The 19136-nt window shown below is 72.1% G+C and carries 20 protein-coding genes and 1 pseudogene; 4 read left to right on the top strand and 17 right to left on the bottom strand.

Annotated elements, in window-relative coordinates; translation table 11 throughout:
• Positions 1-60: 60 nt before the first annotated feature.
• Entirely contained in the window at positions 61-261 is a 201-nt protein-coding gene (locus tag OG403_RS00985) for a hypothetical protein (RefSeq protein ID WP_329560568.1), read from the bottom strand.
• Positions 262-572: 311 nt separating this feature from the next.
• Positions 573-1154 (bottom strand): TetR/AcrR family transcriptional regulator, encoded by a 582-nt coding sequence (locus tag OG403_RS00980; RefSeq protein WP_329560567.1) that lies wholly within the window; start codon positions 1152-1154, stop codon positions 573-575.
• Positions 1155-1334: 180 nt separating this feature from the next.
• Between OG403_RS00980 and OG403_RS00975 the strand changes: the two genes are divergently transcribed.
• The gene (locus tag OG403_RS00975; RefSeq protein WP_329560565.1) at positions 1335-2297 is read left to right on the top strand and encodes an SDR family NAD(P)-dependent oxidoreductase; all 963 of its coding nucleotides are present in this window, start codon (positions 1335-1337) and stop codon (positions 2295-2297) included.
• On the opposite strand, the gene OG403_RS00970 is transcribed toward OG403_RS00975, so the two are convergent.
• A complete protein-coding gene (locus tag OG403_RS00970; RefSeq protein ID WP_329560563.1) occupies positions 2268-3992 on the bottom strand; it encodes an FAD-dependent monooxygenase in 1725 nt (574 codons plus the stop codon). The two genes, OG403_RS00975 and OG403_RS00970, sit on opposite strands and share 30 nt — an antisense overlap.
• 55 nt (positions 3993-4047) lie before the next feature.
• Between OG403_RS00970 and OG403_RS00965 the strand changes: the two genes are divergently transcribed.
• A complete protein-coding gene (locus tag OG403_RS00965; RefSeq protein WP_329560562.1) occupies positions 4048-4752 on the top strand; it encodes a TetR/AcrR family transcriptional regulator C-terminal domain-containing protein in 705 nt (234 codons plus the stop codon).
• Between the two features lie 186 nt (positions 4753-4938).
• Here the strand turns inward: OG403_RS00965 and OG403_RS00960 are convergent.
• The 8 genes and pseudogenes from OG403_RS00960 to OG403_RS00925 form a co-directional block, all read right to left on the bottom strand.
• Positions 4939-5103: pseudogene (locus OG403_RS00960) on the bottom strand (pirin family protein); the annotation flags it as partial.
• 403 nt (positions 5104-5506) lie between these two features.
• The gene (locus tag OG403_RS00955) at positions 5507-5830 is read right to left on the bottom strand and encodes an SAV_915 family protein (RefSeq protein WP_329560561.1); all 324 of its coding nucleotides are present in this window, start codon (positions 5828-5830) and stop codon (positions 5507-5509) included.
• A gap of 538 nt (positions 5831-6368) precedes the next feature.
• Positions 6369-7331, bottom strand: coding sequence for a pirin family protein (locus OG403_RS00950; protein WP_329560559.1), 963 nt, complete (start codon positions 7329-7331; stop codon positions 6369-6371).
• On the bottom strand, positions 7324-7767 hold the full coding sequence (locus OG403_RS00945) for an OsmC family protein (protein ID WP_329560557.1): 444 nt from the start codon (positions 7765-7767) through the stop codon (positions 7324-7326). Before OG403_RS00945 ends, OG403_RS00950 begins: the two co-directional genes overlap by 8 nt.
• Positions 7764-8069 (bottom strand): GNAT family N-acetyltransferase, encoded by a 306-nt coding sequence (locus OG403_RS00940; RefSeq protein ID WP_329560556.1) that lies wholly within the window; start codon positions 8067-8069, stop codon positions 7764-7766. Before OG403_RS00940 ends, OG403_RS00945 begins: the two co-directional genes overlap by 4 nt.
• Positions 8070-8166: 97 nt before the next feature.
• On the bottom strand, positions 8167-9105 hold the full coding sequence (locus OG403_RS00935; RefSeq protein ID WP_329560555.1) for a glyoxalase: 939 nt from the start codon (positions 9103-9105) through the stop codon (positions 8167-8169).
• A 57-nt stretch (positions 9106-9162) separates the two neighbouring features.
• A complete protein-coding gene (locus OG403_RS00930) occupies positions 9163-9873 on the bottom strand; it encodes a YoaK family protein (protein ID WP_329560554.1) in 711 nt (236 codons plus the stop codon).
• 76 nt (positions 9874-9949) lie between these two features.
• Entirely contained in the window at positions 9950-11839 is a 1890-nt protein-coding gene (locus tag OG403_RS00925) for an amidohydrolase (RefSeq protein WP_329560552.1), read from the bottom strand.
• A 375-nt stretch (positions 11840-12214) separates the two neighbouring features.
• Here OG403_RS00925 and OG403_RS00920 point away from each other — a divergent pair, with 375 nt between their 5' ends.
• Both OG403_RS00920 and OG403_RS00915 read left to right on the top strand, forming a co-directional pair.
• Positions 12215-12877, top strand: a complete 663-nt coding sequence (locus tag OG403_RS00920) for a hydrolase (protein ID WP_329560551.1) — start codon at positions 12215-12217, stop codon at positions 12875-12877.
• Between the two features lie 35 nt (positions 12878-12912).
• Positions 12913-13395, top strand: coding sequence for a DoxX family membrane protein (locus tag OG403_RS00915; protein ID WP_329560550.1), 483 nt, complete (start codon positions 12913-12915; stop codon positions 13393-13395).
• 51 nt (positions 13396-13446) lie between these two features.
• Here OG403_RS00915 and OG403_RS00910 read toward each other — a convergent pair whose 3' ends face one another.
• The 6 genes from OG403_RS00910 to OG403_RS00885 form a co-directional block, all read right to left on the bottom strand.
• A complete protein-coding gene (locus OG403_RS00910) occupies positions 13447-14499 on the bottom strand; it encodes a ketoacyl-ACP synthase III family protein (protein WP_329560549.1) in 1053 nt (350 codons plus the stop codon).
• Positions 14496-15149, bottom strand: a complete 654-nt coding sequence (locus tag OG403_RS00905) for an SRPBCC family protein (RefSeq protein ID WP_329560548.1) — start codon at positions 15147-15149, stop codon at positions 14496-14498. Before OG403_RS00905 ends, OG403_RS00910 begins: the two co-directional genes overlap by 4 nt.
• Entirely contained in the window at positions 15121-16821 is a 1701-nt protein-coding gene (locus OG403_RS00900) for a thiamine pyrophosphate-binding protein (protein WP_329560547.1), read from the bottom strand. The genes OG403_RS00905 and OG403_RS00900 overlap by 29 nt, the downstream gene beginning before the upstream one ends.
• Entirely contained in the window at positions 16818-17834 is a 1017-nt protein-coding gene (locus OG403_RS00895; protein ID WP_329560545.1) for a GlxA family transcriptional regulator, read from the bottom strand. Before OG403_RS00895 ends, OG403_RS00900 begins: the two co-directional genes overlap by 4 nt.
• Positions 17835-18071: 237 nt before the next feature.
• Positions 18072-18749 carry an NUDIX domain-containing protein gene (locus OG403_RS00890; protein ID WP_329560544.1) on the bottom strand — a complete coding sequence of 226 codons (678 nt, stop codon included), beginning with the start codon at positions 18747-18749 and terminating at the stop codon, positions 18072-18074.
• Positions 18746-19129 carry a DUF4406 domain-containing protein gene (locus tag OG403_RS00885; RefSeq protein ID WP_329560543.1) on the bottom strand — a complete coding sequence of 128 codons (384 nt, stop codon included), beginning with the start codon at positions 19127-19129 and terminating at the stop codon, positions 18746-18748. Before OG403_RS00885 ends, OG403_RS00890 begins: the two co-directional genes overlap by 4 nt.
• Positions 19130-19136 lie beyond the last annotated feature (7 nt).

Below are 19136 nucleotides of genomic sequence, written 5' to 3'. Positions count from 1 at the left end.
GCCTGCCCCGCTCGGCCAGTGAGTAGGCGGGAACGGAAGTGCGCCGCACTGGTGGGAGCATCATGCTGCCCGGTCCTTTCGTGCTGCGGCGATGAGCGTGGCGGCGGTGTCGGTGATCGTCTGTTCGGTGGGGCGGGGCTGCCAGCCGAGCTGGGTGCGTGCCTTGCCGCTGTCGACGAGCCTGGTGCGGCCGAGTTCGGCGCGCAGCATCGCCATCTGCGGGTTGCGCCGCGCGAGCAGCTTGACGACGGTGTCGGGCATGGTGCGGGTGGGCACCTTGGCGGCTTCGGTGGGGGAGCTTCTCGCGCAGGATGCGGGCGATCTGACCCGCAACGCCCGTAGCGGGTCCTTGACCGGCAACCAGGGCTGCATCCATACGCGGCCTAACGCCCGAAGTCCCCCGGCCTCGCGTCGCCCATTCCGTCTGATCGGTTCGTGCGGGGAGATGGCGCGTGTCCACATCCACGATGCGCGTGGTGGTCCAGTAAGGCTTCGGTGGCCCCGAGGTGCTCCCGGGAAGCGTGCGGCGACGCGGGCGATCGGCTCTTCGGGGTCCGGCCGCGACGGGTCGGTCAGTCGGATACGGCGCGGTAGCGGAGGCCGTCCATCAGGAGGTCGAGGAGGCGTGCCATCCGGGCGCGGTGCTCCGGGGTCGTCGCGGCCAGGGACAGGCCGCTGAGGCTGAACAGTACGTCGGCCGGTTCGACGTCGGCGCGCAGCACACCCGTCGCGGTGCCGGCTTGCAGGAGTTCGGTGATCGCGGTGGTCAGCATCGCGCGGCTGTGCGAGAACGGGTCGCCGCCGGAGGCGATGAGGGCACGCAGCGCGTCGGACATCCCGCGCTTGGTCGTCATGTAGTGGACGAAACCGTCCATCCAAGCGCGCAACGCGGCGTCAGGTTCCATGGTTGCCAGGAGCTCCATGGCGGAGCCGCAGAGTTTGGCGAGCTCGCTGCGATACGCCGCCTCCACGAGCTCCTCGCGGGTGGCGAAATGGCGGTAGAGGGTGCCAATGCCCACGCCTGCCTCCTTGGCGATCGCTTCCAGCGTCACCTCGGGCCCGTCCTGGGTGAAGGCCCGCGCGGCCACCTCGATCAGTCGGTCGCGGTTGCGGCGCGCGTCGGCGCGCAGCGGCCGGGGGTCGGCGGTGGTCACGGCGGTTCTCCTTCTGGTCCGCGGGCGGTCGGCCGGCTGCTCCATTCGGGGGCGCGGTCGGTTGCAAGCGGAGGTTCCTCCGCTTAGTCTGAGATATGCGGAGGGTCCTCCGGTTCTCACTCTACCGGCTGCCTGCCCCGCGCACCCCAGCTCCAGACCTCCAGCCAGACGGGAACGACGATGAACGCCAACATCCCCACCCCGCGCCTCACCACCCCCTTCGGCGCCGAGTCCACGGCCGCCGAGGTCATCTCCGGCATCGACCTGACCGGCCGCCGCGTCGTCGTCACCGGCGGAGCCTCCGGCATCGGCGTCGAGACCGCACGCGCCCTCGCCTCGGCCGGCGCCCAGGTCACCCTGGCCGTACGGGACCTCGCCGCAGGCGCCCGCGCCGCCGAGGACATCGGCGCGACCACCGGCAACAAGGACATCCACGTCGCGGCACTGGACCTGGCCGATCAGGCATCCGTCGCCGCGTTCGTCACCGGGTGGGACGGGCCGCTGCACATCCTGGTCAACAACGCCGGCGTGATGGCCTCGCCCGAGCTCCGCACGCCGGAAGGCTGGGAACTCCAGTTCGCCACCAACCACCTCGGGCACTTCGCGCTGGCCACCGGTCTGCACGCGGCGCTGGCGCGGGACGGTGGCGCGCGCGTCGTGGCCGTCAGCTCCAGCGCCCACCACCGCTCCCCGGTCGTCTTCGAGGACATCCACTTCCGCTCGCGCCCTTACGAGCCCTGGTCCGCCTACGGCCAGTCCAAGACCGCCAACGTCCTGTTCGCGGTCGAGGCCGCCAAGCGCTGGGCGGCGGACGGCATCACCGTCAACGCCCTGATGCCCGGCGGCATCCGCACCAACCTCCAGCGCTACGTCTCCGACGAGGAACTCGCCCGACTGCGCACCCAGGCCGCCGGCGGCGCGGAGCTGAAGTGGAAGACGACGGAGCAGGGGGCGGCGACCTCCGTCCTGCTGGCGGCCTCGCCACTGCTGGAGGGCGTCAGCGGCCGCTACTTCGAGGACTGCAACGAAGCCGTCCGCGGCGAACTCGGCGCTCGTACCGGCGTCGCCGAATTCGCCCTCGACCCAGCGGCGGCCGCCCTGCTCTGGCAGGTCTCACGCGACACCCTGGGCACCCGCGACTGACTCCCCCCGCGCCGAGAAGTCGCACGACTCGGGTCGGGCGACGTGGTCGATCAGGCGGGCGGATCCGCACGATGACTCGGACCACCGTGCGGATCCGCTGATGCTCCCCGCCGCCGACTGTGGGCTCGGCACGCTGGCCAGCACCTGGTCCAGGACGTCGGCGAGGAACCGCGCCGGATCCGGGACCGGCGCCGTGACCCGCATCGCGACGATCGCGTCCGGTCGCACGAGCAGGGCCCCGTCGTCGGACAGCCACGGCGCGGAGACCCGGTAGGCCGGCAGGCCGACGCCCGCCGCGGCGGCGAGCCACCGGTCGCCCGCGGCGCCCACCAGCAGGGTCCACCGGGACGCGACCAGGTCGAGCGTGGAGACCCCGTCGACCCACGCGTGGGGCACCCGTGAACCCGGCGACCCGTCCAGCGCCGCCACCAGGTCGACCGTGGACGGGAGTTCCGGCCGCGGATCGACGACGGCGGCCGAGTCGTACCGCTGGCCGAGGTGCACGACCGGCGCCGCCCACACCCCCGCCGCCGCCCTGGCGGCGTCGGCCTCGGGTCCACGCCCCCAGTGCAGCGCCGGGTCGGCGAACCTGCGCATCGCCTGGTCCAGCGTCGCCGCGGCGACCGGCTCGCGCTCCCGCGCGTAGGTGTCGAGCAGACCGGCGCCCGCCTCGCCGTGGTGGACGGCGGCCAGTTTCCACGCCAGGTTGTGGGCGTCGGCGACGCCGGTGTTGAGGCCGAACGCACCCAGGGGCGCCACGGTGTGCGCGGCGTCGCCGACCAGGAACACGCGGCCGACGGCGAAGCGGTCGGCCAGAGCGCTCCGGGGCCGCCACGGGAGCACGCTGCGCACCTCGACGTCGAGGTCGGGATCGCCGACCGCCGCGCGGACGACCGCGACGCAGCGTTCGTCCGTGAAGTCCTCGGGCCGCTCGCCCCCGTCCACGTCGCAGGTGACGTGGAAGACCCAGGTGGTCGCTCCGTCCACGGTCACCAGCAGGCCGGGTGCCTCCGGCGTGGTGATCGTGCAGGTGCCGAAGGACATCCCCCGCAGATGGGGTCGGAGGTCGGCACGGAACAGGATGTTGATCTTCGACTTGCCCAGGTCGCCCGCCCCGGAGGTGCCCACGCCGAGCGCGGTCCGCACGGCGCTGTGCGTGCCGTCCGCGGCCACCACGTGCGCGCAGCGCAGTGAGTAGCGGCCGTCGGGCCCCTCCAGTTCGACGTCGACTCCGTCGGCGTCCTGCGCGATGCCGACCAGGCGGGTCGACCAGCGCAGATCCGCCCCGCGGCGCGCCAGGTCGGCCGCCACCGCGGCGTCGAGGCGGTCCTGTGCGCAGACGCCGCGCAGCCTGAACGGCGTCGTGTCCGGCTCGGTGGCGGACGGGATCGGCATGGGCACGGTCATGACATCGCCCGCGCCCATCTCGACGACGGTCCGCGCCACCGCCTTCGCCGTGGCGCCCCGCAGGTCGACCGCGACAGCGTCGACGGCGGTGTCCAGCCCGAGTTCACGCAGGATCTCGACCGTCCGGGGCCCGATACCGGTGGCGCGCGGGTGGACCGACGGCCCCGAGCGGCGTTCGACGAGCACTGCGGGGACGCCGTGGTGGGCGAGCAGCGCCGCGGTGAGCAGCCCGACACTGCCGCCACCGACCACGAGCAGCGGCACTTCTGGATACACCGTTTCCGTCATGGCTACATCGTAGCCAGAAGATAGAATGCCGGGCAATGAGGAAAGGAACCACCCGATGACCGAACCCGCTCCTTCGACGGTGTGGGCCAGGCCCCGCCCCGAACCGCGCCGACGCGCGCCGGGGGTGGACCAGTACGTGGCCGCCGCGCTGGCCGTCGCCGACGCGGAGGGCTTGGCCGCGGTGTCGATGCGCCGGGTCGCGGGCGACCTCGGTTCCGGGACGGCCACCCTCTACCGCTACATCACCAACCGCGACGAACTGGTGGACCTGATGGTCGACGCGGCCCAGGGCGAGGACCCGCTCCCCGAGCCCACGCGGGACTGGCGCGCCGACCTGGCCGCGGTCGCGCACTCGCTGCGCACGACCCTGCTGCGGCACCCATGGTTGGCGGGAGAGCTGGCGGGCCGGCCCGCACTCGGCCCCAACTCGTTGCGGCGGTCCGAATCCGCGCTGCGCGCCGCCGTCGCGCTCACGCCCGACATCACCCTGGCCTCGCGGGCGCTCGGCGCCGTGCGCGCGTACGTGCTCGGCTCGGTGGCCACACAGCAGGCCGCTCGGCGCGCCGAGCAGCGCACCGGCCTGACCGAGGAGCAGTGGCAGCGCAGCGTCGGCCCCTATATCAGCGAGGTCCTCGCGGCGGGCGAGCACCCGATGCTCGCCCGCCGCGTCCTCGAAGGCGAGGAACTCGACCCTGACGTCGAGTTCACGTTCGGCCTGGACTGCGTGCTCGACGGTCTCGCGGCCCGTTTGGGTCGCTGACCGGTCAGCACGGGTACCGGTTCACGGTTCCCGACCGCTACACCCTCGTCTGTGAAGAGCCGCTGTACTCAGGGCTGACCGTGCGGCGCTTCGGTCTGACCGAACCCGGTTGCAGACGACCGGACAAGAGGCTCTTGGCCGACCAGTGGAACCGGCATCCGGAGACGCCGGCGAGCAATCCCCAGCTCAGCGCACTCGTCCCCGTGGTTTCAGGGGCAGTTGGGGAAGCGCGGGGGCGGCCAGCCGGTCGCCGTCGTAGCCGTGCACGGTGCCGAAGCGGGTGCCGGTCAGCCAGTCCTCGCGGGCTTGGTTGATCTCCTCGCCGGTGCGGCCGATGAAGTTCCGCCACATATCACGGCCTTGCCGTTTTCGCGCAGGTCAGGGACCTGGTGGACCATCCCCGTCGCCAAACCGTCAGCATCGGTAAGCGGGGAGTCGAACGACCATGGCAACCAGGACCCTGGCCCGGGGTATGGGCACCTTCTTCAAGGAGTGCGAGCACCCTCGGGCGAGGTGGTCCAAGTGCCCGCACGAGTACAAGATCCGGTACCGCAACGCGGCCGGGAGGCAGGTCGAGGAGTCCGGCTTCGCTACCCAGGTTGCTTCCCGCCGAGGGTCACCGTGCCGTACTTCCGAGCCGCCGACCTCCCGATCGCCGAGCTGCTCCGCCCGGCTTCCACCACGCCTACGACGCCCCCGGCTGCCTCGGGACCACCTCCGCCGGCCAATGGAGTCCGGCCGCCTCGGACCGGATTCACCGCTGAGAGGGAACGGGGGCCGGGTGGGCGGGGGGTGGGGCGGTGATCGGCTGGGAGATCAGTCGCGGGTCCAGGACGAGGGCGGCGCGGAGCGGCTCCGTCAGGGCCCGAAGCGCCGGCTCGGAGAGCCGCACGAACTGGTGGGCCGGCCCGAGCAGCGCGGTCAGTTGTTCGGGGCAGCTGAAGGCGATGGCGCAGCGGCGGCCGTCGCGCCGCCGGAAGAGCCGGAGCGTGTGGCCGGCTCGACCGGTGCGGACCGGGACGTACAGTGCGGCAGCGCGTTCTGCGAGTTCCCGAGGACCCGGGTCTGCACTGGTCACGGGGACGGAGCTCCGGATCCTGCCGCCGGAGGGGGTCAAGGCCGTTCGGTGACGGCCCCCGTGAGGCTCTCCACCGCCCAGCCGAGGTCCAGCGGGCTGGACTCGTCCATGCCGGCCCACAGCTTGGCCAGCGGCCGGTAGTCGCGGCGCAGGATCCTCGAACCCGGTTGCCCGTAGGTCTCCTTGAGGGCGGCGTGAGTCTGGGGCGCGTCGACCAGGTCGGCGATCGAGTGCCAGAGGGTGAAAGCGATGACGATCTGACTACACGTCAGCGGTTGCGAGCATCAGCCTTGTTGCAGGTGAGGTCTAGACCAAATGGTATAGACCTCACTTCATTCAGAGGTCAGCAAAAGGTCAGCATCAGTACTACTGGACACTGTTAAAGGCAGCTGAACACGAGACTCGCTTCCGGCGCTCACGGGCCTCTGCGGGCGTCATCGAACCCAGCTGAGCGAGGCCTCCACCGCCAGTCGCGGTCGAGCCTGCCGGCACCCGGACAGTGGGCGAACGCATCCGCCCCACCGAACAAAACGCCAGCTCAGCGTGCCCTTCCCTGCGGCTTGAGGGGCATCGACGGCAGCGGCGGTGCGGCCAGGCGGCCACCGTCGTAGCCGTGCACTTCTCCGAACCTCGACCCTTCCATCCAGTCAGATCGTACCTGTGCGATCTCCTCACTGGATCGGCCGATGAAGTTCCACCACATGACGAGCTTCTCCTCGAAGGGCTCGCCGCCGAGCAGCAGCAGCGAGCCGTCGGCCAGTGCGCGCAGCGGCAACTCACGCCGTCCGCTGCCCAGGTAGAGCATCGAGCCGGGTTCCAGGCGGACGCCGTCGACCTCGGTCAGGCCGGACATGGTCAGCACGGCGTACTCGAAGTCGGGCTCCAGGGGGAGCCGGGTGGAGCTGCCTTCGCGCAGGGTGAGGTCGACGCCGACCAGCGGGGTGTACGTCGTGCCCGGTGAGACGGCGCCATCCACCGAGCCCAGGATCACGGTGCCGTGCAGGCCGGCGGCGTTGATCTCGGGGAGCCGGGCGTGGTGTTCGAAGGCGGGGGCGGTGTGGCGGTGGGCCTCGGGCAGGGCGACCCAGAGCTGGGCGCCGTGCAGCAGGCGCGCGTGCGGGCGCGGGGACTCCTCGGAGTGGGAGATGCCGCGGCCTGAGGTCATCAGGCCCAACTCGCGTGGCCGGACGGTCTGCAGGCTGCCGAGGCTGTCGCGGTGCAGGACTTCGCCCTGGTGCAGCCAGCTGACGGTCTGCAGGCCGATGTGCGGGTGGGGTGGGACCTGCATGCCGGGTTCGTCAGCGATGTCGTCGGGGCCGTAGTGGTCGACGAAGCACCAGGCGCCGACCATCCGCCGCCCGAGGTTGGGCAGTAGCCGGCGCACCACGGTGCTGCCGCCCAGTGCGGTCTCACGCGGCGCCAGCAGCTCCCGGACGGGGCCGGCCGGGACCTCCTCGCGCCCGCCGCGCAGGGTGGGGGCTGTCTGGTCGGGGTCACTCATGGCGTGCGGGCTCCTCCACGATCGGTGTGCCGCCGGACACCGCCCGGGTGACCGGAGTGCGCTCGGCGATGTCCAGCAGCCGGGCGCGCTGCGCCTCGTCCAGCTCGCCGACCAGGTCGATGCGCCGGGTGATCCGGGCCGTCCGGTCGGGGCCCTTCTCGTAGCCGAGGTGGACTCGGAGGCTCTCCAGTGGCCACTGCTTGCGCTGCGCGTACATCCGCAGGGTGATGGCGGTGCAGGAGCCGAGCGCCGACAGCAGCAGGCCGACCGGCGTGGTGGCGGTGTCGGCACCCCCGTTGGACTGCGGCTCGTCGGCGGCCAGGCGGTGGCGCCCGGAGCGGATGTCGACGCGGTAGTCCTCGCCGGTGCTGGTGGCGACCACGGCCGCCGCCCGGACGAACTCCGGGGCGGTGGCCGTGGTCGGGGCGGCGGTCACAGGCCGAACCGGGCGCGCTGAGCCTCGGGGACCAGGTCGACGTAGTCCGGGTGCTTGCCGAGCCAGCCGCGGATGAAGGGGCAGTAGGGGAGTACGTCCGCGCCCTGCTCCCGGGCGGAGTCGAGGGCGGCGCGGGCCAGCGTGCCGGCCAGGCCGCGGCCCGCGAAGGCGGGGTCGATCTCGGTGTGGATGAAGGCGATCTCGTTCTCGTGCCGGAAGTACTCGGCGAAGCCGGCGAGTTCGCCGTCGTCCGTGATCTCGAACCGCGACCGGTCGGGGTTGTCCATGACGCTGCTGGCCATCGTTCCTCCTGCTGTCGGGCTGCGGGCTGCTGGCCCGGGCTACGGATTTAATTTAGCATTCAACAAGATGGTGATCAAGCACGCGCGCAGGTCCGGCTCACGGGCGCGGGCCGCCGTCGTGGAGCTCGGCGATGAAGCCGCCGGGGAACTGCACCATCGCGCTGTCGCGCTGCGCCGAGGTGTACGGCCCCCACAGCACGGTCGCGCCGGCGGCCCGGGCCTTGGTCAGGGTCGTGGTGAGGTCGGTCACGGTGTAGCCGGTGGCCTCGCGTCCGAAGGGGTAGGGCAGGTGCCCGTCGGTGACCGCGACGGAGGTGTCGCCGAACGGTGAGCTGATCCGGATCCGTCGGTAGGTGGTGCCGGGCAGGCCGAGTTCGGCGCCCGGTGCGTGCTTGTCGTCGGAGACCACCGTGCCACCGGTGAAGGCCAGGTACGTGTGCAGGAAGGAGCGGATCGCGCTGCTCGGCAGGTACAGGCGGTTCTCCGGCACGGACGCGAGTGCCGGGTACGAGGGCGCCTTGGTGTGCCAGTACAGCTGCGCGTCGATGCCGCCGGGGAACTGCACGATCGCGTCGCGGCCGATCGGGTCGGCGAACGGCGTGACGACCGTGTTCGCCCCGTCCGCCTCGGCCTTGCGCACGCCGCGGTCCAGGTCCGTGACGAGCCAGCCGGTGCGCTCGACGCCGAACGGGTAAGGGATGGGCGTCTGGTAGTCGAAGACGGACAGCGTGCCGACCGGGGAGAGGACGAGCTCGGACTTGGTCTGGCTCGGGGTCGGGGTGACGTCGGCGAGGACCTGCGTGGTGTTGGTGCCGCCGAAGGTGGACTCCCAACTGCTGATGAACGAGTCCATCGTGCCGGGTGCCACGTAGACGTGGGTCGAGTCGTACTGGGGGCCGACGGCGATGCCGGTGCCGGGGCGGGCGGCGCTCGACGCCGCAGGGGCTGACGGAGCGGTCGCGAAGGCCAGGGCGGTGGCGGCGGTGACCGCCGTCAGCAGGCGCAGGGGCAGACGCATGGGCAGACGCATGGGCATGTGAAGTGTCCTTCCGGGATCGGGGGTTGACAGCGAGAGTGAGAGCGGACGACCGCCTCAGTCGCGTTCGCGTTCGCGTTCGCGTTCGCGGTAGCCGACCGCGATCGCGGCGACCAGGACCGTGCCGGCCAGCAGGGCCCAGGCGAGGTGTCCGTGGCTGACGAGCGCGGCTCCGGGAGCGGCGCCCGCGAGCATCGCCAGGACCGCGTAGAGGCGCCGGCTCAGGCGGGGGTTGGCGCCGCCGGCCAGCGAGGAGTCCGCGGCGATGCCGGTCAGGGTGAGGGTGAGCACCGTCGTGGTCAGGTCCGGCACGCCCAACTTGCGGACTGTGCCGTTGCGCAGGCCCATCGCCACGGCCAGCAGCGCGATCAGCGCCTCCTGCCGCGGCTGGCCGCCCGCGGTGAACGCGATGGCGGTGGCCACGCCCTGGAGTGCCGTTTCGGCCAGCAGCGCGGCGCGCAGCCAGTGCGCCCGGCGGTGGTCGCGATGCCTGAGTGCCAGGCGGCCGGCCAGCACCGAGCCCAGCAGGAAGGCCGCCAGCGAGGTCAGTGAGCCCGCGATCGAGAAGCCGGGCGTGCCGACGAGGGCGAAGGCGACCACGACGACGTTCCCGGTCATGTTCGCGGTGAAGACGTGGCCGAGCCCCAGGTAGCTGACCGCGTCGATCAGGCCGCTCACCGCGGTCAGCGCGAACAGCGCCAGGGCCAGCGGGTGGCGGTCGCGGATCTGCGCGGCGGCCACGGCGCTCTCGGACTGATGGGTCGTCATCGGGGGTTCCCTCAAGGCGGTCTGGCGCCGTGCGCCACCAGGAGTGCGGAGCCCCGTGGCGCACGGCGGATGCGGATCAGAGGAAGCAGGGGTCGTCGAGGGCCGGCCCGCCCTGGCCGGGAACGAGCCGGCCCCGAGCCTGCCGCCACTCGCGCTGCTCCTCGGAGTCCGCGGCGGCCGTGATCAGCAGCTCGGCCTGCCGGACGCCGGTGAGGCTGGGCGCGGGGGTGGCCTGGTAGCCGCCGAAGCGCGCCACCGGGCTCCACAGCGGGACCACGGCGGGCAGCTCGGGGGCGATGCCCTCGTGCTCCTGGGCGCTGTGCACGATGCGCCCGCCGACCACGGTGAGGACGGACTCGATGTGCGGGATGTCGGCCTCCTCCACCGTCAGGTAGTCGGCGCTGAGCACCGCGAGGTCGGCGTAGCAGCCCACCCGCAGCCGGCCCTTGACCTCCTGCTCGCCGGTGAGCCGGGCGCCGCCCAGGGTGTACAGCTCCAGCGCCTCCTCGCGGCTGAGCCGGTTGGCGGACGGCGACAGCGTGCGTCCGCTGACGGCCCGTCCGGAGACCAGCCAGTGCAGCGCCACCCACGGGTTGTAGGAGGAGACCCGGGTGGCGTCGGTGCCCGCGCCGACCGTCAGCCCGCGCTCCAGCATCGCCCGCACCGGCGGCGCCTGGGCGGCCGCCGCGGCGCCGTAGCGGCGCACGAACGCCTCGCCCTGGAAGGACATCCGGTTCTGCACCGACAGGGCGCCGCCGAGCGCGGCGATCCGGTCCAGGCTCGCGGGGGAGACGGTCTCGGCGTGGTCGAAGAGCCACCGGTTCCCGCCGGGGAAGAGGCCCTCGGCGGCGAGCTTCTCGAAGACCGCCAGGTCGCGGCGGATCGTCTCGTCGTAGCTGGCGTGCAGCCGAAAACCCCAGCCGTGTTCCATCAGCAGCCGCACGGCCTGCTCGAACCCGGCCTCGTACGGGCCGAGTTCGGGGCGCGGTTCGGTGAAGTTCTCGAAGTCGGCCGCCGCCCAGGTGAGGTTCTCCCCGGCACCGTTGAGGCGCAGCCACTCGTCCCCGTCACCCGGGCGGACGGTGGCCACCCAGCGGGCCAGGTCGTCCAGCTCCTGTCCGGCGGTCTGCGGGAAGAGGTGGTAGGCGATCCGCAGCGTCAACTCGCCCTGCTGGGCGAGCTGCATGACGGTGCCGTAGTTCTCCGGGAAGCTCTGGAATCCGCCGGCCGCGTCGATCGCCGAGGTGAGCCCGAACCGGTTGAGCTCGCGCAGGAAGTGCCGGGTGGAGGCGGCCTTCTCCGCCTCGTCCAGGGTCGGCGCCTTGGCGAGGGTGGAGTAGAGCAGCAGGGCGCCGGGGGCGGCCAGCAGCAGGCCGGTCGGCTGTCCGTCGTGGCCGCGCACGATCTGGCCGCCCGCCGGGTCCGGGGTGTCGCGGTCGAAGCCCGCGGCCCGCAGTGCCGCGCGGTTCATCAGCGCCGACTGGTACAGGTGCAGGACGAAGACGGGGGTGTCGGGCGCGGCGGCGTTCAGTTCGCTCAGCGTGGGCAGCCGGCGCTCGGCGAACTGGTCGGCGGACCAGCCGCCGACCACCCGTACCCACTGGCCGGGCGGGGTGCGCTCGGCCTGGGCCCGGAGCATGGCCAGCGCCTGGCGCAGCGTCGGCACGCCGTCCCAGCGCAGCTCCAGCACGTAGTTGAGGCCGCCCCGGATGACGTGCAGGTGCGAGTCGTTGAGGCCCGGGACGGCGCGTCGCCCGAGCGCGTCGACGACGCGGGTCCGCGGGCCGATCCGCGGTATGACGTCCGCGTCGTCCCCGACGGCGGTGATCAGGCCGTCGCGGATCGCGACCGCGCTCGCCCGCGGGCGCACCGGGTCGCCGGTGTACACCTTGGCGTTGCGTACCACCAGGTCGGCGGGCTGGTCGGGGTGGCCGGCGCGGATCCCGGCAACGGGCATGCTCGACATGGGTCTCTCGCTCTCGAACGCTCTCGAAGGCCGGTCGGTCAGTCGCCGATGAAGGCGAGCGGTTCCTTGTCGTCCAGGCCGGACAGCGTGAGCCGCACGGCCCGTTGGGCTCTGGCACGAGTCAACGTAGGGCGACGTCGAGCCGCGACTTTGCTCTGCACGCACCGGCGCTGTCCTGTGCGGGCAGCGACCGGGCGGGCAGCGCCGGGACCGGCGGCGGACGGGAGCCCGTGCAGTGTGGGAACGGTCCTGGGCACGGCGGGAGAAGAGATGTCCGGGTGCCTCCGGATAGCGTCCTGGCTGTTCCGACGTCCCCGTGACACCCCCTCAGCACACCCCCTCCGCACATCCCCTCAGCCGGAAGAGAGAACCGCCATGGTCGACTTCGACTTCGTGCACGCCGCCCCCAGCTCCGATCTGCTGACGCCGGACAACTCGATGATGCTGTTCGTCGACCACCAGCCGCAGATGTTCTTCGGCACGGGCAGCGGCGACCGCACGGCGATCATCAACGCCACCGTCGGCCTGGCGAAGGCCGCCCGGGTCTTCGACGTCCCGGTGGTGCTCTCCACGGTGGCCGCCGAGTCCTTCTCCGGTCCGATCCTGCCGCAGTTGAAGGCGGTCTTCCCCGACCACGAGGTGGTCGACCGGACCTCGATGAACGCCTGGGAGGACGCGGCGCTGGTCGAGGCGGTCAAGGCCACCGGGCGCGGCAAGATCATCCTCGCCGGCCTGTGGACCGAGGTGTGCCTGGTGCTGCCCGCCCTGTCGGCCCTGGACCAGGGCTACGAGGTGTACGTGGTCTCGGACGCCTCCGGCGGCGTGAGCCCGCTGGCCCACGAGCACGCCGTGCAGCGGATGACGGCGGCCGGCGCGGTGCCGGTGACCTGGATCCAGGTGCTGCTGGAGCTGCAGCGTGACTGGGCCCGCACCGAGACCTACCTGCCGGTGCTGGACGTGGTCAAGGAGCACGCCGGCGCCTACGGCCTGGGCGTGGTCTACGCGCAGACCATGATCAACGAGCAAGCGGCCGGCTGACCGGCAACCAGTCACCACAGAAAGAGAGTTCACCAGTGAACACAGGTCTCCTGCTGCTCCGGCTGGTCGCCGGTCTGCTGGTCGCGGGGCACGGGGTCCAGAAGGTCAGCTTCCACCTGGGCGGCCGGGGGCTGGCCGGCGGTACCGAGGAGTTCCGCGGCGACGGCTTCCGCGGTGGCGTGTTCACCGCGCTCACCGCGGGAGGCACCCAGATCGGGGCCGGACTGCTGCTCGCGGCGGGTCTGCTCACGCCGCTGGCCGCCGCCGGCACGATGGGTGTGATGACGGTGGCGCTGACCGTCAAGCGGCCGCACGGGCTGTGGGTGCAGAACGACGGGTTCGAGTACCCGCTGGTACTGGTCACGATCGGTGCGGCGCTGTCCGCCACCGGACCCGGCCGCTGGTCGCTCGACGCCTCGCTCGGACTGCTGCCCTGGCCCGCCTGGTGGCTGCCGCTGGCCGTGCTGGCCGGTGTGGGCGGCGGCCTCGCCACCCGCCTCGTCCTGCACCGGCGTTGAACCACGCTGTCGGCACGGCGCGACCCGTGCCGACAGCGTTCACGCTCCCGCTCACGCCAGTGGGGGTGTCCCGCCGGCCGAGGAGGCGGAGCGGCCGGTGCTCCAGCGGATCGCGGCCGCGCCCGCGTAGTCGCCCGCGTGCGCGAAGCCGCCCAGCACCACCAGGTCGCCGTCCTTGAGCCGTCCCGAACGGATGGCGCGGTCGAGGGTGATGGGTATCGCCGCACCGAACAGGTTTCCGCAGCTGTCGAAGGTGTCGGGGTGGCGGCGCTCCGACAGTTGGAGTGCCTCCCGCCAGTTGCGGAGGAAGGTGCGGTTGGGCTGGTTGGTCACCAGCAGGTCGATCTCGGTGGTGCTGACCCCGAGGCGTCGGCACAGGTCGGTGACCACTTCCGGCACCAGGCGGTTGCCACGCTCCAGGACTTTCGCGATGGCGGCCTCGGTGAAGCCGATCCGCAGCTGGGATTCGCCGGGCTCCCAGTACTTGCGGCCGTCGTCGAGAACGGCCGTCATGTCGCCCCCGTAGTCGCTGATGTGACGGGTGACCAGGTCCAGGACCGGGGAGGTTCCCGAGGTGGTCACGTACCCCACCCCGCAGCCGTCTCCGGGGATCGCCGCCTGGGCGAGCCGGCGTACGTTGGACTGGGTGAACAGCTGGCCGGCGGCGCTCTGCGCGTTGCAGATCAGCGCGGTCCTGGCGTCGGTGGTGGTGAGGATCTGCCGGGCCAGTTCGAGCATGTGGACGAAGGACGCACAACCCGCGTTGGCCACGTCGATCAGCCACTGCGGCTTCAGTCCCAGCCGGCGTGCCACCTCGGTCCCGGCCCCCACGAACGGCGTGTCCGGAAGCTGGCTGTGCATCAGCAGGACGTCCACGGAGCGGATCTCGTCCGCCCCGTGTCGCTCGATCAGGGGTGCGACCGCGCGCTCGACCATGTCCACGTTGCTCTCGTCCGCGGCCACGTGGTGCCGCATCGGGGGGACCCTGAACATGGGGTTGTCGCGGAGCTTGTCCTCCGCGCCGGGGTACTCGGTGTAGAACTCGGCGGGGACCGGCTCGCCGGGCAGGTAGCCGGCGACGTCGGTGAGGCTGACCGTGGTCACCGCACCACCGCCGTGGCGGGGGAGGAGCTGATCGGCAGGCCGTTGCGGTGGCGGTGTTCCAGGATCGCCTTGAGGTTCCCCATCTCCACCGTGTGGCCCGCGTAGAAGAGGTCCCAGTAGTCGCCCACCCACGGTCGGTCGGCCCGCGGTGCCAGTCCGGGATGGGGGTTGGCGTCGTAGTACGGGTGTCGGCAGTTGGTCCAGGTGATCACGGAGCCGGGCTTGCCGAACACCAGTTGGGCCGGCACGACGCGCATCAGGTAGACCATCCAGAGCTCGTCACCCTGGTCCCAGGAGCAGTGGAAGTCCACCGTCATGGCCTCGGCGTTGGTCTCCACCCTGCAGAAGATCCGGGTCCGCTCCTCCAGACGGTCGTCACCGACCCAGAGCCCGGGGGTCCCGGTGGGTCCGAAGTTCCGCAGGCTGAACGTCCACTCCTCCAGGTGGTGACCCTGCTTCAGGTACTCGTACACCTGCTCGGGCGGACAGTCGACGTACTCCTGGATCGTGCAGTACGTCCCGTAGACCTCACCGTGCGGGTAGGCGGGCCGGGTCAGTTCCGCACAGCGGGCCATCAGCTGTTCCAGGCCGGTGTTCTCGACCCTGGTCAGGCCGGGAATGTCAGCCAACACGGACTGGTCCGCGCTCATCAGCGGTCTCCTCGTTCTCGGCCGGCGTTCGGCCGGCGGTGTTCAGGAAGGGCAGGAACGGTGGTATCTCGGCGGGGTCGAAATCCAGGGTGACGAAGGCGGGACCGCTGCCCGCGTTGGTCCGCAGCAACGCTTGGCGCAGTTGTGCGCTGTCGTCGGCCCGGGTCACGTCCAGGCCGGGGAACATGTGTGCCACGCCCGCGGCGATGTCGGCCGGGCGGAACAGGTTGCTGGGGTGCGCCGCCCCGAGGAACAGCTGCTCACGCGTGGCGCACATGGCGTGGGCGTTGTTGTTGAAGATCACGAAGGTGACGGGTGCGGCGTGTTCGACCGCGGTGTGGACCTCCATGCCGTGCATGAAGAACGCGCCGTCACCGGCGATCACGTAGGTGCGCTGCCCGGTGGCCAGCGCCGCGCCGATACCGGCACCGAAGGTGTAGCCCATGCCGCCCATGCCGACGGCCACCACGAAGCGGCCGTGGCGAGGGGCGGGGAGCAGGTGGATCGCGCTGGCCCCGGCGTTTCCGGCGTCCACGAAGACGTGGGCGTCCGGTGGCAGCGCGGCCTCGACCGAGGCCACTGCCGAGGCGTAGGAGGTGGCCGGGGTGCGCGGGGTGCGCGGGGTCGGCAGGGGAGTGGGGCCGGCGTGTTCGGGCGACGGGCACGGACCGGGGTCGAGGCGTGCGGCCAGCACCCGCAAGGTGTCCCGCAGTTCCCCGCGAACGAAGACCCCGGGCACGAACGGCGGCTCGGGATCGATGCAGATGACCGGGGTCCCGGCCAGGGCCTGCTCCAGGCCGCCGCGGGCCATGGCCGGCAGCCGGGTGCCCACGAGCAGGCAGACATCGGCCCGCCGCAGGCACTGCCCCACGTTCTGGTGACCCATCACCCCGGCCACTCCGGCGAACCGGGCGTCGTGGTTGTCGAACACGTCCTTGGCATCCGGGGTGACCGCCACCCAGGCGCCGAGCCGCTGCGCCACCTCGGCGAGCTCCGCCCGCGCGTCGGCCGAGGCGACGCCCTCGCCCGCGATCACCAGGACGCGTTCCGCGCCGCGAAGCACCGCCACCGTGCTGTCCTGGATGCGGGGTTCCGCACGGGCCCGCGGCGCGGCCGGTGCCGGTTCCCGGAGCTCGACCAGCGCCTGCTGCACGTCCTTGGGCAGCAGCAGCACGGCCGGCCCCTTGGGGTCGCGCTGGGCCGCCGCGACAGCCCGGGCCAGCAGCTCGGGGATCGAGTTCGCGTCATCGACCCGGGCGCAGAACCGGGTCACGGGGGCGAACAGCGCACGCGCGTCCAAGGAGCCCGCCTTGCCGCTGGAATCCTGGAACGCCCCCAACCCCTCCGACCCGGTGGGCGGTTGTCCCACGAACGCCAGCACCGGCACTCGCGAGGCATACGCTTCCGCCAGCCCTGGCACCAGGTTCACCGCTCCACCCCCCGAGGTCACAGCGACGACGCCCAGCCGCCCGGTGGCCCGGGCTTGCCCGTCCGCCATGGTGGCGGCGGAGAACTCGTGCTTGGCCACGACGGTGCGGATCACGTCGCCGGTGGCGTGCAGGGCGTCGTACAGGTCCTCGATGTTCGCGCCACCGACACCGAACACGTGCCGGACGCCGGCCCTGGCCAGCTCCCTCGCCAGGTAGTCGACGAGCCTGGCCTCGGCAGTCATGCGGAGCTCCTGTCGGATTGGCCGGACCGGACGATGTGGCCGGACGGCGAGATGGTCTGGAAGCGGTGCCGGTATTCGTTCGGGGTCAGTTCCAGGGCCCGGCCGAAGGAGCGGAAGAACGTCTCGGGGGCCGGGAAGCCGCAGCGGCGTGCGATCTGGGCGACCGGCAGCTCGGTGGTCTCCAGCAGCTTGCGGGCCCGGGCGATCCGCATCTGTTCGATGTACTGGCCCGGGGGCGTACCCACCTCGCGCCGGAACACCCGGGCGAAGTTCCGCACGCTCATATTGGCCCGCTCGGCGATCTCGGGTACGGGCAGCGGCTGCTCGAGGTGCTCGAGGATCCACTCCTGCGCAGCGCGAATCGGTGCGCGATCGGCGAGTTGGGCCTCCAGGACGGCACTGAACTGCGACTGCCCGCCGTTCCGCTTGAAGAAGAGGACCAGGAACCGCGCCACGTCCAGCGCGAGGGCCGCACCGTGATCGGCCTCCACCAGGGACAAGGCCATGTCTATCCCGGTGGACACCCCGGCCGAGGTGACGAACCGGCCGTCCCAGACGAAGATCGGCTCACGGTCCACCGTCACGTCCGGGTACCGCTGGGCCATCTCCTCGCAGTAGGCCCAATGAGTCGTGGCGCGCCGCCCCTTGAGCAGGCCGGCCTCGGCGAGCAGGAACGCCCCGCCGCACACCGAGGCGACCCGACGCGACCGGGTGGCCGCCTGGCGGATCCACGCGACCAGCTCCCGGTCCGCCAAGGCCTCCTTGAGGCTCCAACCGCCCGGGACGAGGAGGGTGTCGATCGGGCCCTCTCCCGTGTCGAGCGGCTCTGCCGCGACCACCATGCCCGAACAGGTCCGCACCAGCGGCGCAGCGGCGGAGACGAACTCGATCCGATAGCGGACGCCCGTCTCGGGGAGCCTGCGATTCACGGTGTCGAACACCTCGATCGGCCCCGCTATGTCCAGTGCCTGCGCCCCTGGATAGACCACCACCACAACACGTCGCTGATGCACGGTCACAGCCTGTATCCGGCGCAGGGTGGCGGCAATGACGGTCTACTGACGAATTCGGCCATGGGAGCTGGCCGAGGGGCGTCGCACCGCTACTGACCAGCCATGTTCACGGAGAGTCAGAATTCGGTGTGAGCGGTGTCATAGCGGGGTCGGGGCGGGGTCGAGGCCGGGTCCGGGCGTCCGATCAGCCTTGGTCCGCGCCTTGCTGACGATCCGTTCGGAGTCCACGGGCTGTTGTCAGCAGCCGCCCGCCGCGGGGGCGAAGGGCCCCTCCAGGGCTGCCCATTGCAGGAGCAGGATGGTCTTCCCGTCGGTGATGCGTCCGTCGCGGGTCATGGCGAGGGCCTCGGCGAAGGTCGGTTCGAGGACCTCGATGTCCTCGCCGTCCTCCTCGAGTCCGCCCCCGGTCCCGGTCCGGTCGGCCGGGGTGTAGGGGGCGGCGAAGAAGTGCACGCGTTCGGTGACGGAGCCGGGGCTCATGTAGGCGTCGAGGACGTGGGTGAGCGGGCCGAGGGTGACGCCGAGCTCCTCGGCGCACTCGCGTCTGACGGCGGCGGGCGGGTCGTCCGCGTCGAGCAGCCCGGCGGCTGCTTCGACGAGCATGCCGTCGGGGTGGCCGTTGACGTAGGCCGGGTAGCGGAACTGGCGGGTGAGCAGGACGCAGCCGCGTCCGGCGTCGTAGGGCAGGACGACGGCGCCGTCGCCGCGGTCGTACGTCTCGCGCTGCTGGGTCTCCCAGCGTCCGTCGCGGCGGCGGTAGTCGAAGGTGGTGCGTCGCAGCACGTGCCAGCCGTGGGAGGTGAGCTCGACCTCGCGGATCCGGACGTCGGGGTTGCGGTCCAGGTCGCGGCCGGCCTGGTCGAGGCCGGTGCGGCCGCGGTGGTCGGGGGCGTCGATGCCGGGGCGGGTCGTCACACGGTCTCCCGCGGGGTGCGGCGGGGGATCTCGGCCACGTCGTGGTAGACGGGCAGGCCGCGGCGGCGGGCGGTTGCCACGTCCTGGTCGGCCCCGGTGGAGTCGCCCGGCAGGCGCAACACGGCGTCGCAGCGTGCGAGCAGGCGGTCGGCGGTCGGGTAGAGGACCTGATCGGCGAGGGGGTCGGTGGGGCCCGCGCCGGCCGAGCGCAGAACGGGCAGGGCGATCCACTCCCCGATCACGGGGAGGTGGCCGGTGGCGAAGACCGGCCAGGCGGCGGCTTCGAGGCGGGCGAGGTTGGCGGCCATGGCCTGCGGGTCGCCGTCGGTGCCGGAGCGGTAAGGGCCGGCGATCAGGATGAGCATGGGCTTGTCGGTCATGGGCGCT

It is taken from the genome of Kitasatospora sp. NBC_01266, assembly GCF_036242395.1.
Lineage (GTDB): Bacteria > Actinomycetota > Actinomycetes > Streptomycetales > Streptomycetaceae > Kitasatospora.
This window is presented reverse-complemented; position numbering and strand designations above follow the sequence as displayed.

Excerpts from the sequence above, each read along its gene's own strand:
- OG403_RS00900 (WP_329560547.1), bottom strand. The coding sequence starts at position 16,821 with ATGACTGCCGAGGCCAGGCTCGTCGACTACCTGGCGAGGGAGCTGGCC.
- OG403_RS00925 (WP_329560552.1), bottom strand. The coding sequence starts at position 11,839 with ATGTCGAGCATGCCCGTTGCCGGGATCCGCGCCGGCCACCCCGACCAG.
- OG403_RS00930 (WP_329560554.1), bottom strand. The coding sequence starts at position 9,873 with ATGACGACCCATCAGTCCGAGAGCGCCGTGGCCGCCGCGCAGATCCGC.
- OG403_RS00950 (WP_329560559.1), bottom strand. The coding sequence starts at position 7,331 with ATGAGTGACCCCGACCAGACAGCCCCCACCCTGCGCGGCGGGCGCGAG.
- OG403_RS00965 (WP_329560562.1), top strand. The coding sequence starts at position 4,048 with ATGACCGAACCCGCTCCTTCGACGGTGTGGGCCAGGCCCCGCCCCGAA.
- OG403_RS00970 (WP_329560563.1), bottom strand. The coding sequence starts at position 3,992 with ATGACGGAAACGGTGTATCCAGAAGTGCCGCTGCTCGTGGTCGGTGGC.
- OG403_RS00940 (WP_329560556.1), bottom strand. The coding sequence starts at position 8,069 with ATGGCCAGCAGCGTCATGGACAACCCCGACCGGTCGCGGTTCGAGATC.
- OG403_RS00920 (WP_329560551.1), top strand. The coding sequence starts at position 12,215 with ATGGTCGACTTCGACTTCGTGCACGCCGCCCCCAGCTCCGATCTGCTG.
- OG403_RS00985 (WP_329560568.1), bottom strand. The coding sequence starts at position 261 with ATGCCCGACACCGTCGTCAAGCTGCTCGCGCGGCGCAACCCGCAGATG.
- OG403_RS00975 (WP_329560565.1), top strand. The coding sequence starts at position 1,335 with ATGAACGCCAACATCCCCACCCCGCGCCTCACCACCCCCTTCGGCGCC.
- OG403_RS00935 (WP_329560555.1), bottom strand. The coding sequence starts at position 9,105 with ATGCCCATGCGTCTGCCCATGCGTCTGCCCCTGCGCCTGCTGACGGCG.
- OG403_RS00905 (WP_329560548.1), bottom strand. The coding sequence starts at position 15,149 with ATGAGCGCGGACCAGTCCGTGTTGGCTGACATTCCCGGCCTGACCAGG.
- OG403_RS00885 (WP_329560543.1), bottom strand. The coding sequence starts at position 19,129 with ATGACCGACAAGCCCATGCTCATCCTGATCGCCGGCCCTTACCGCTCC.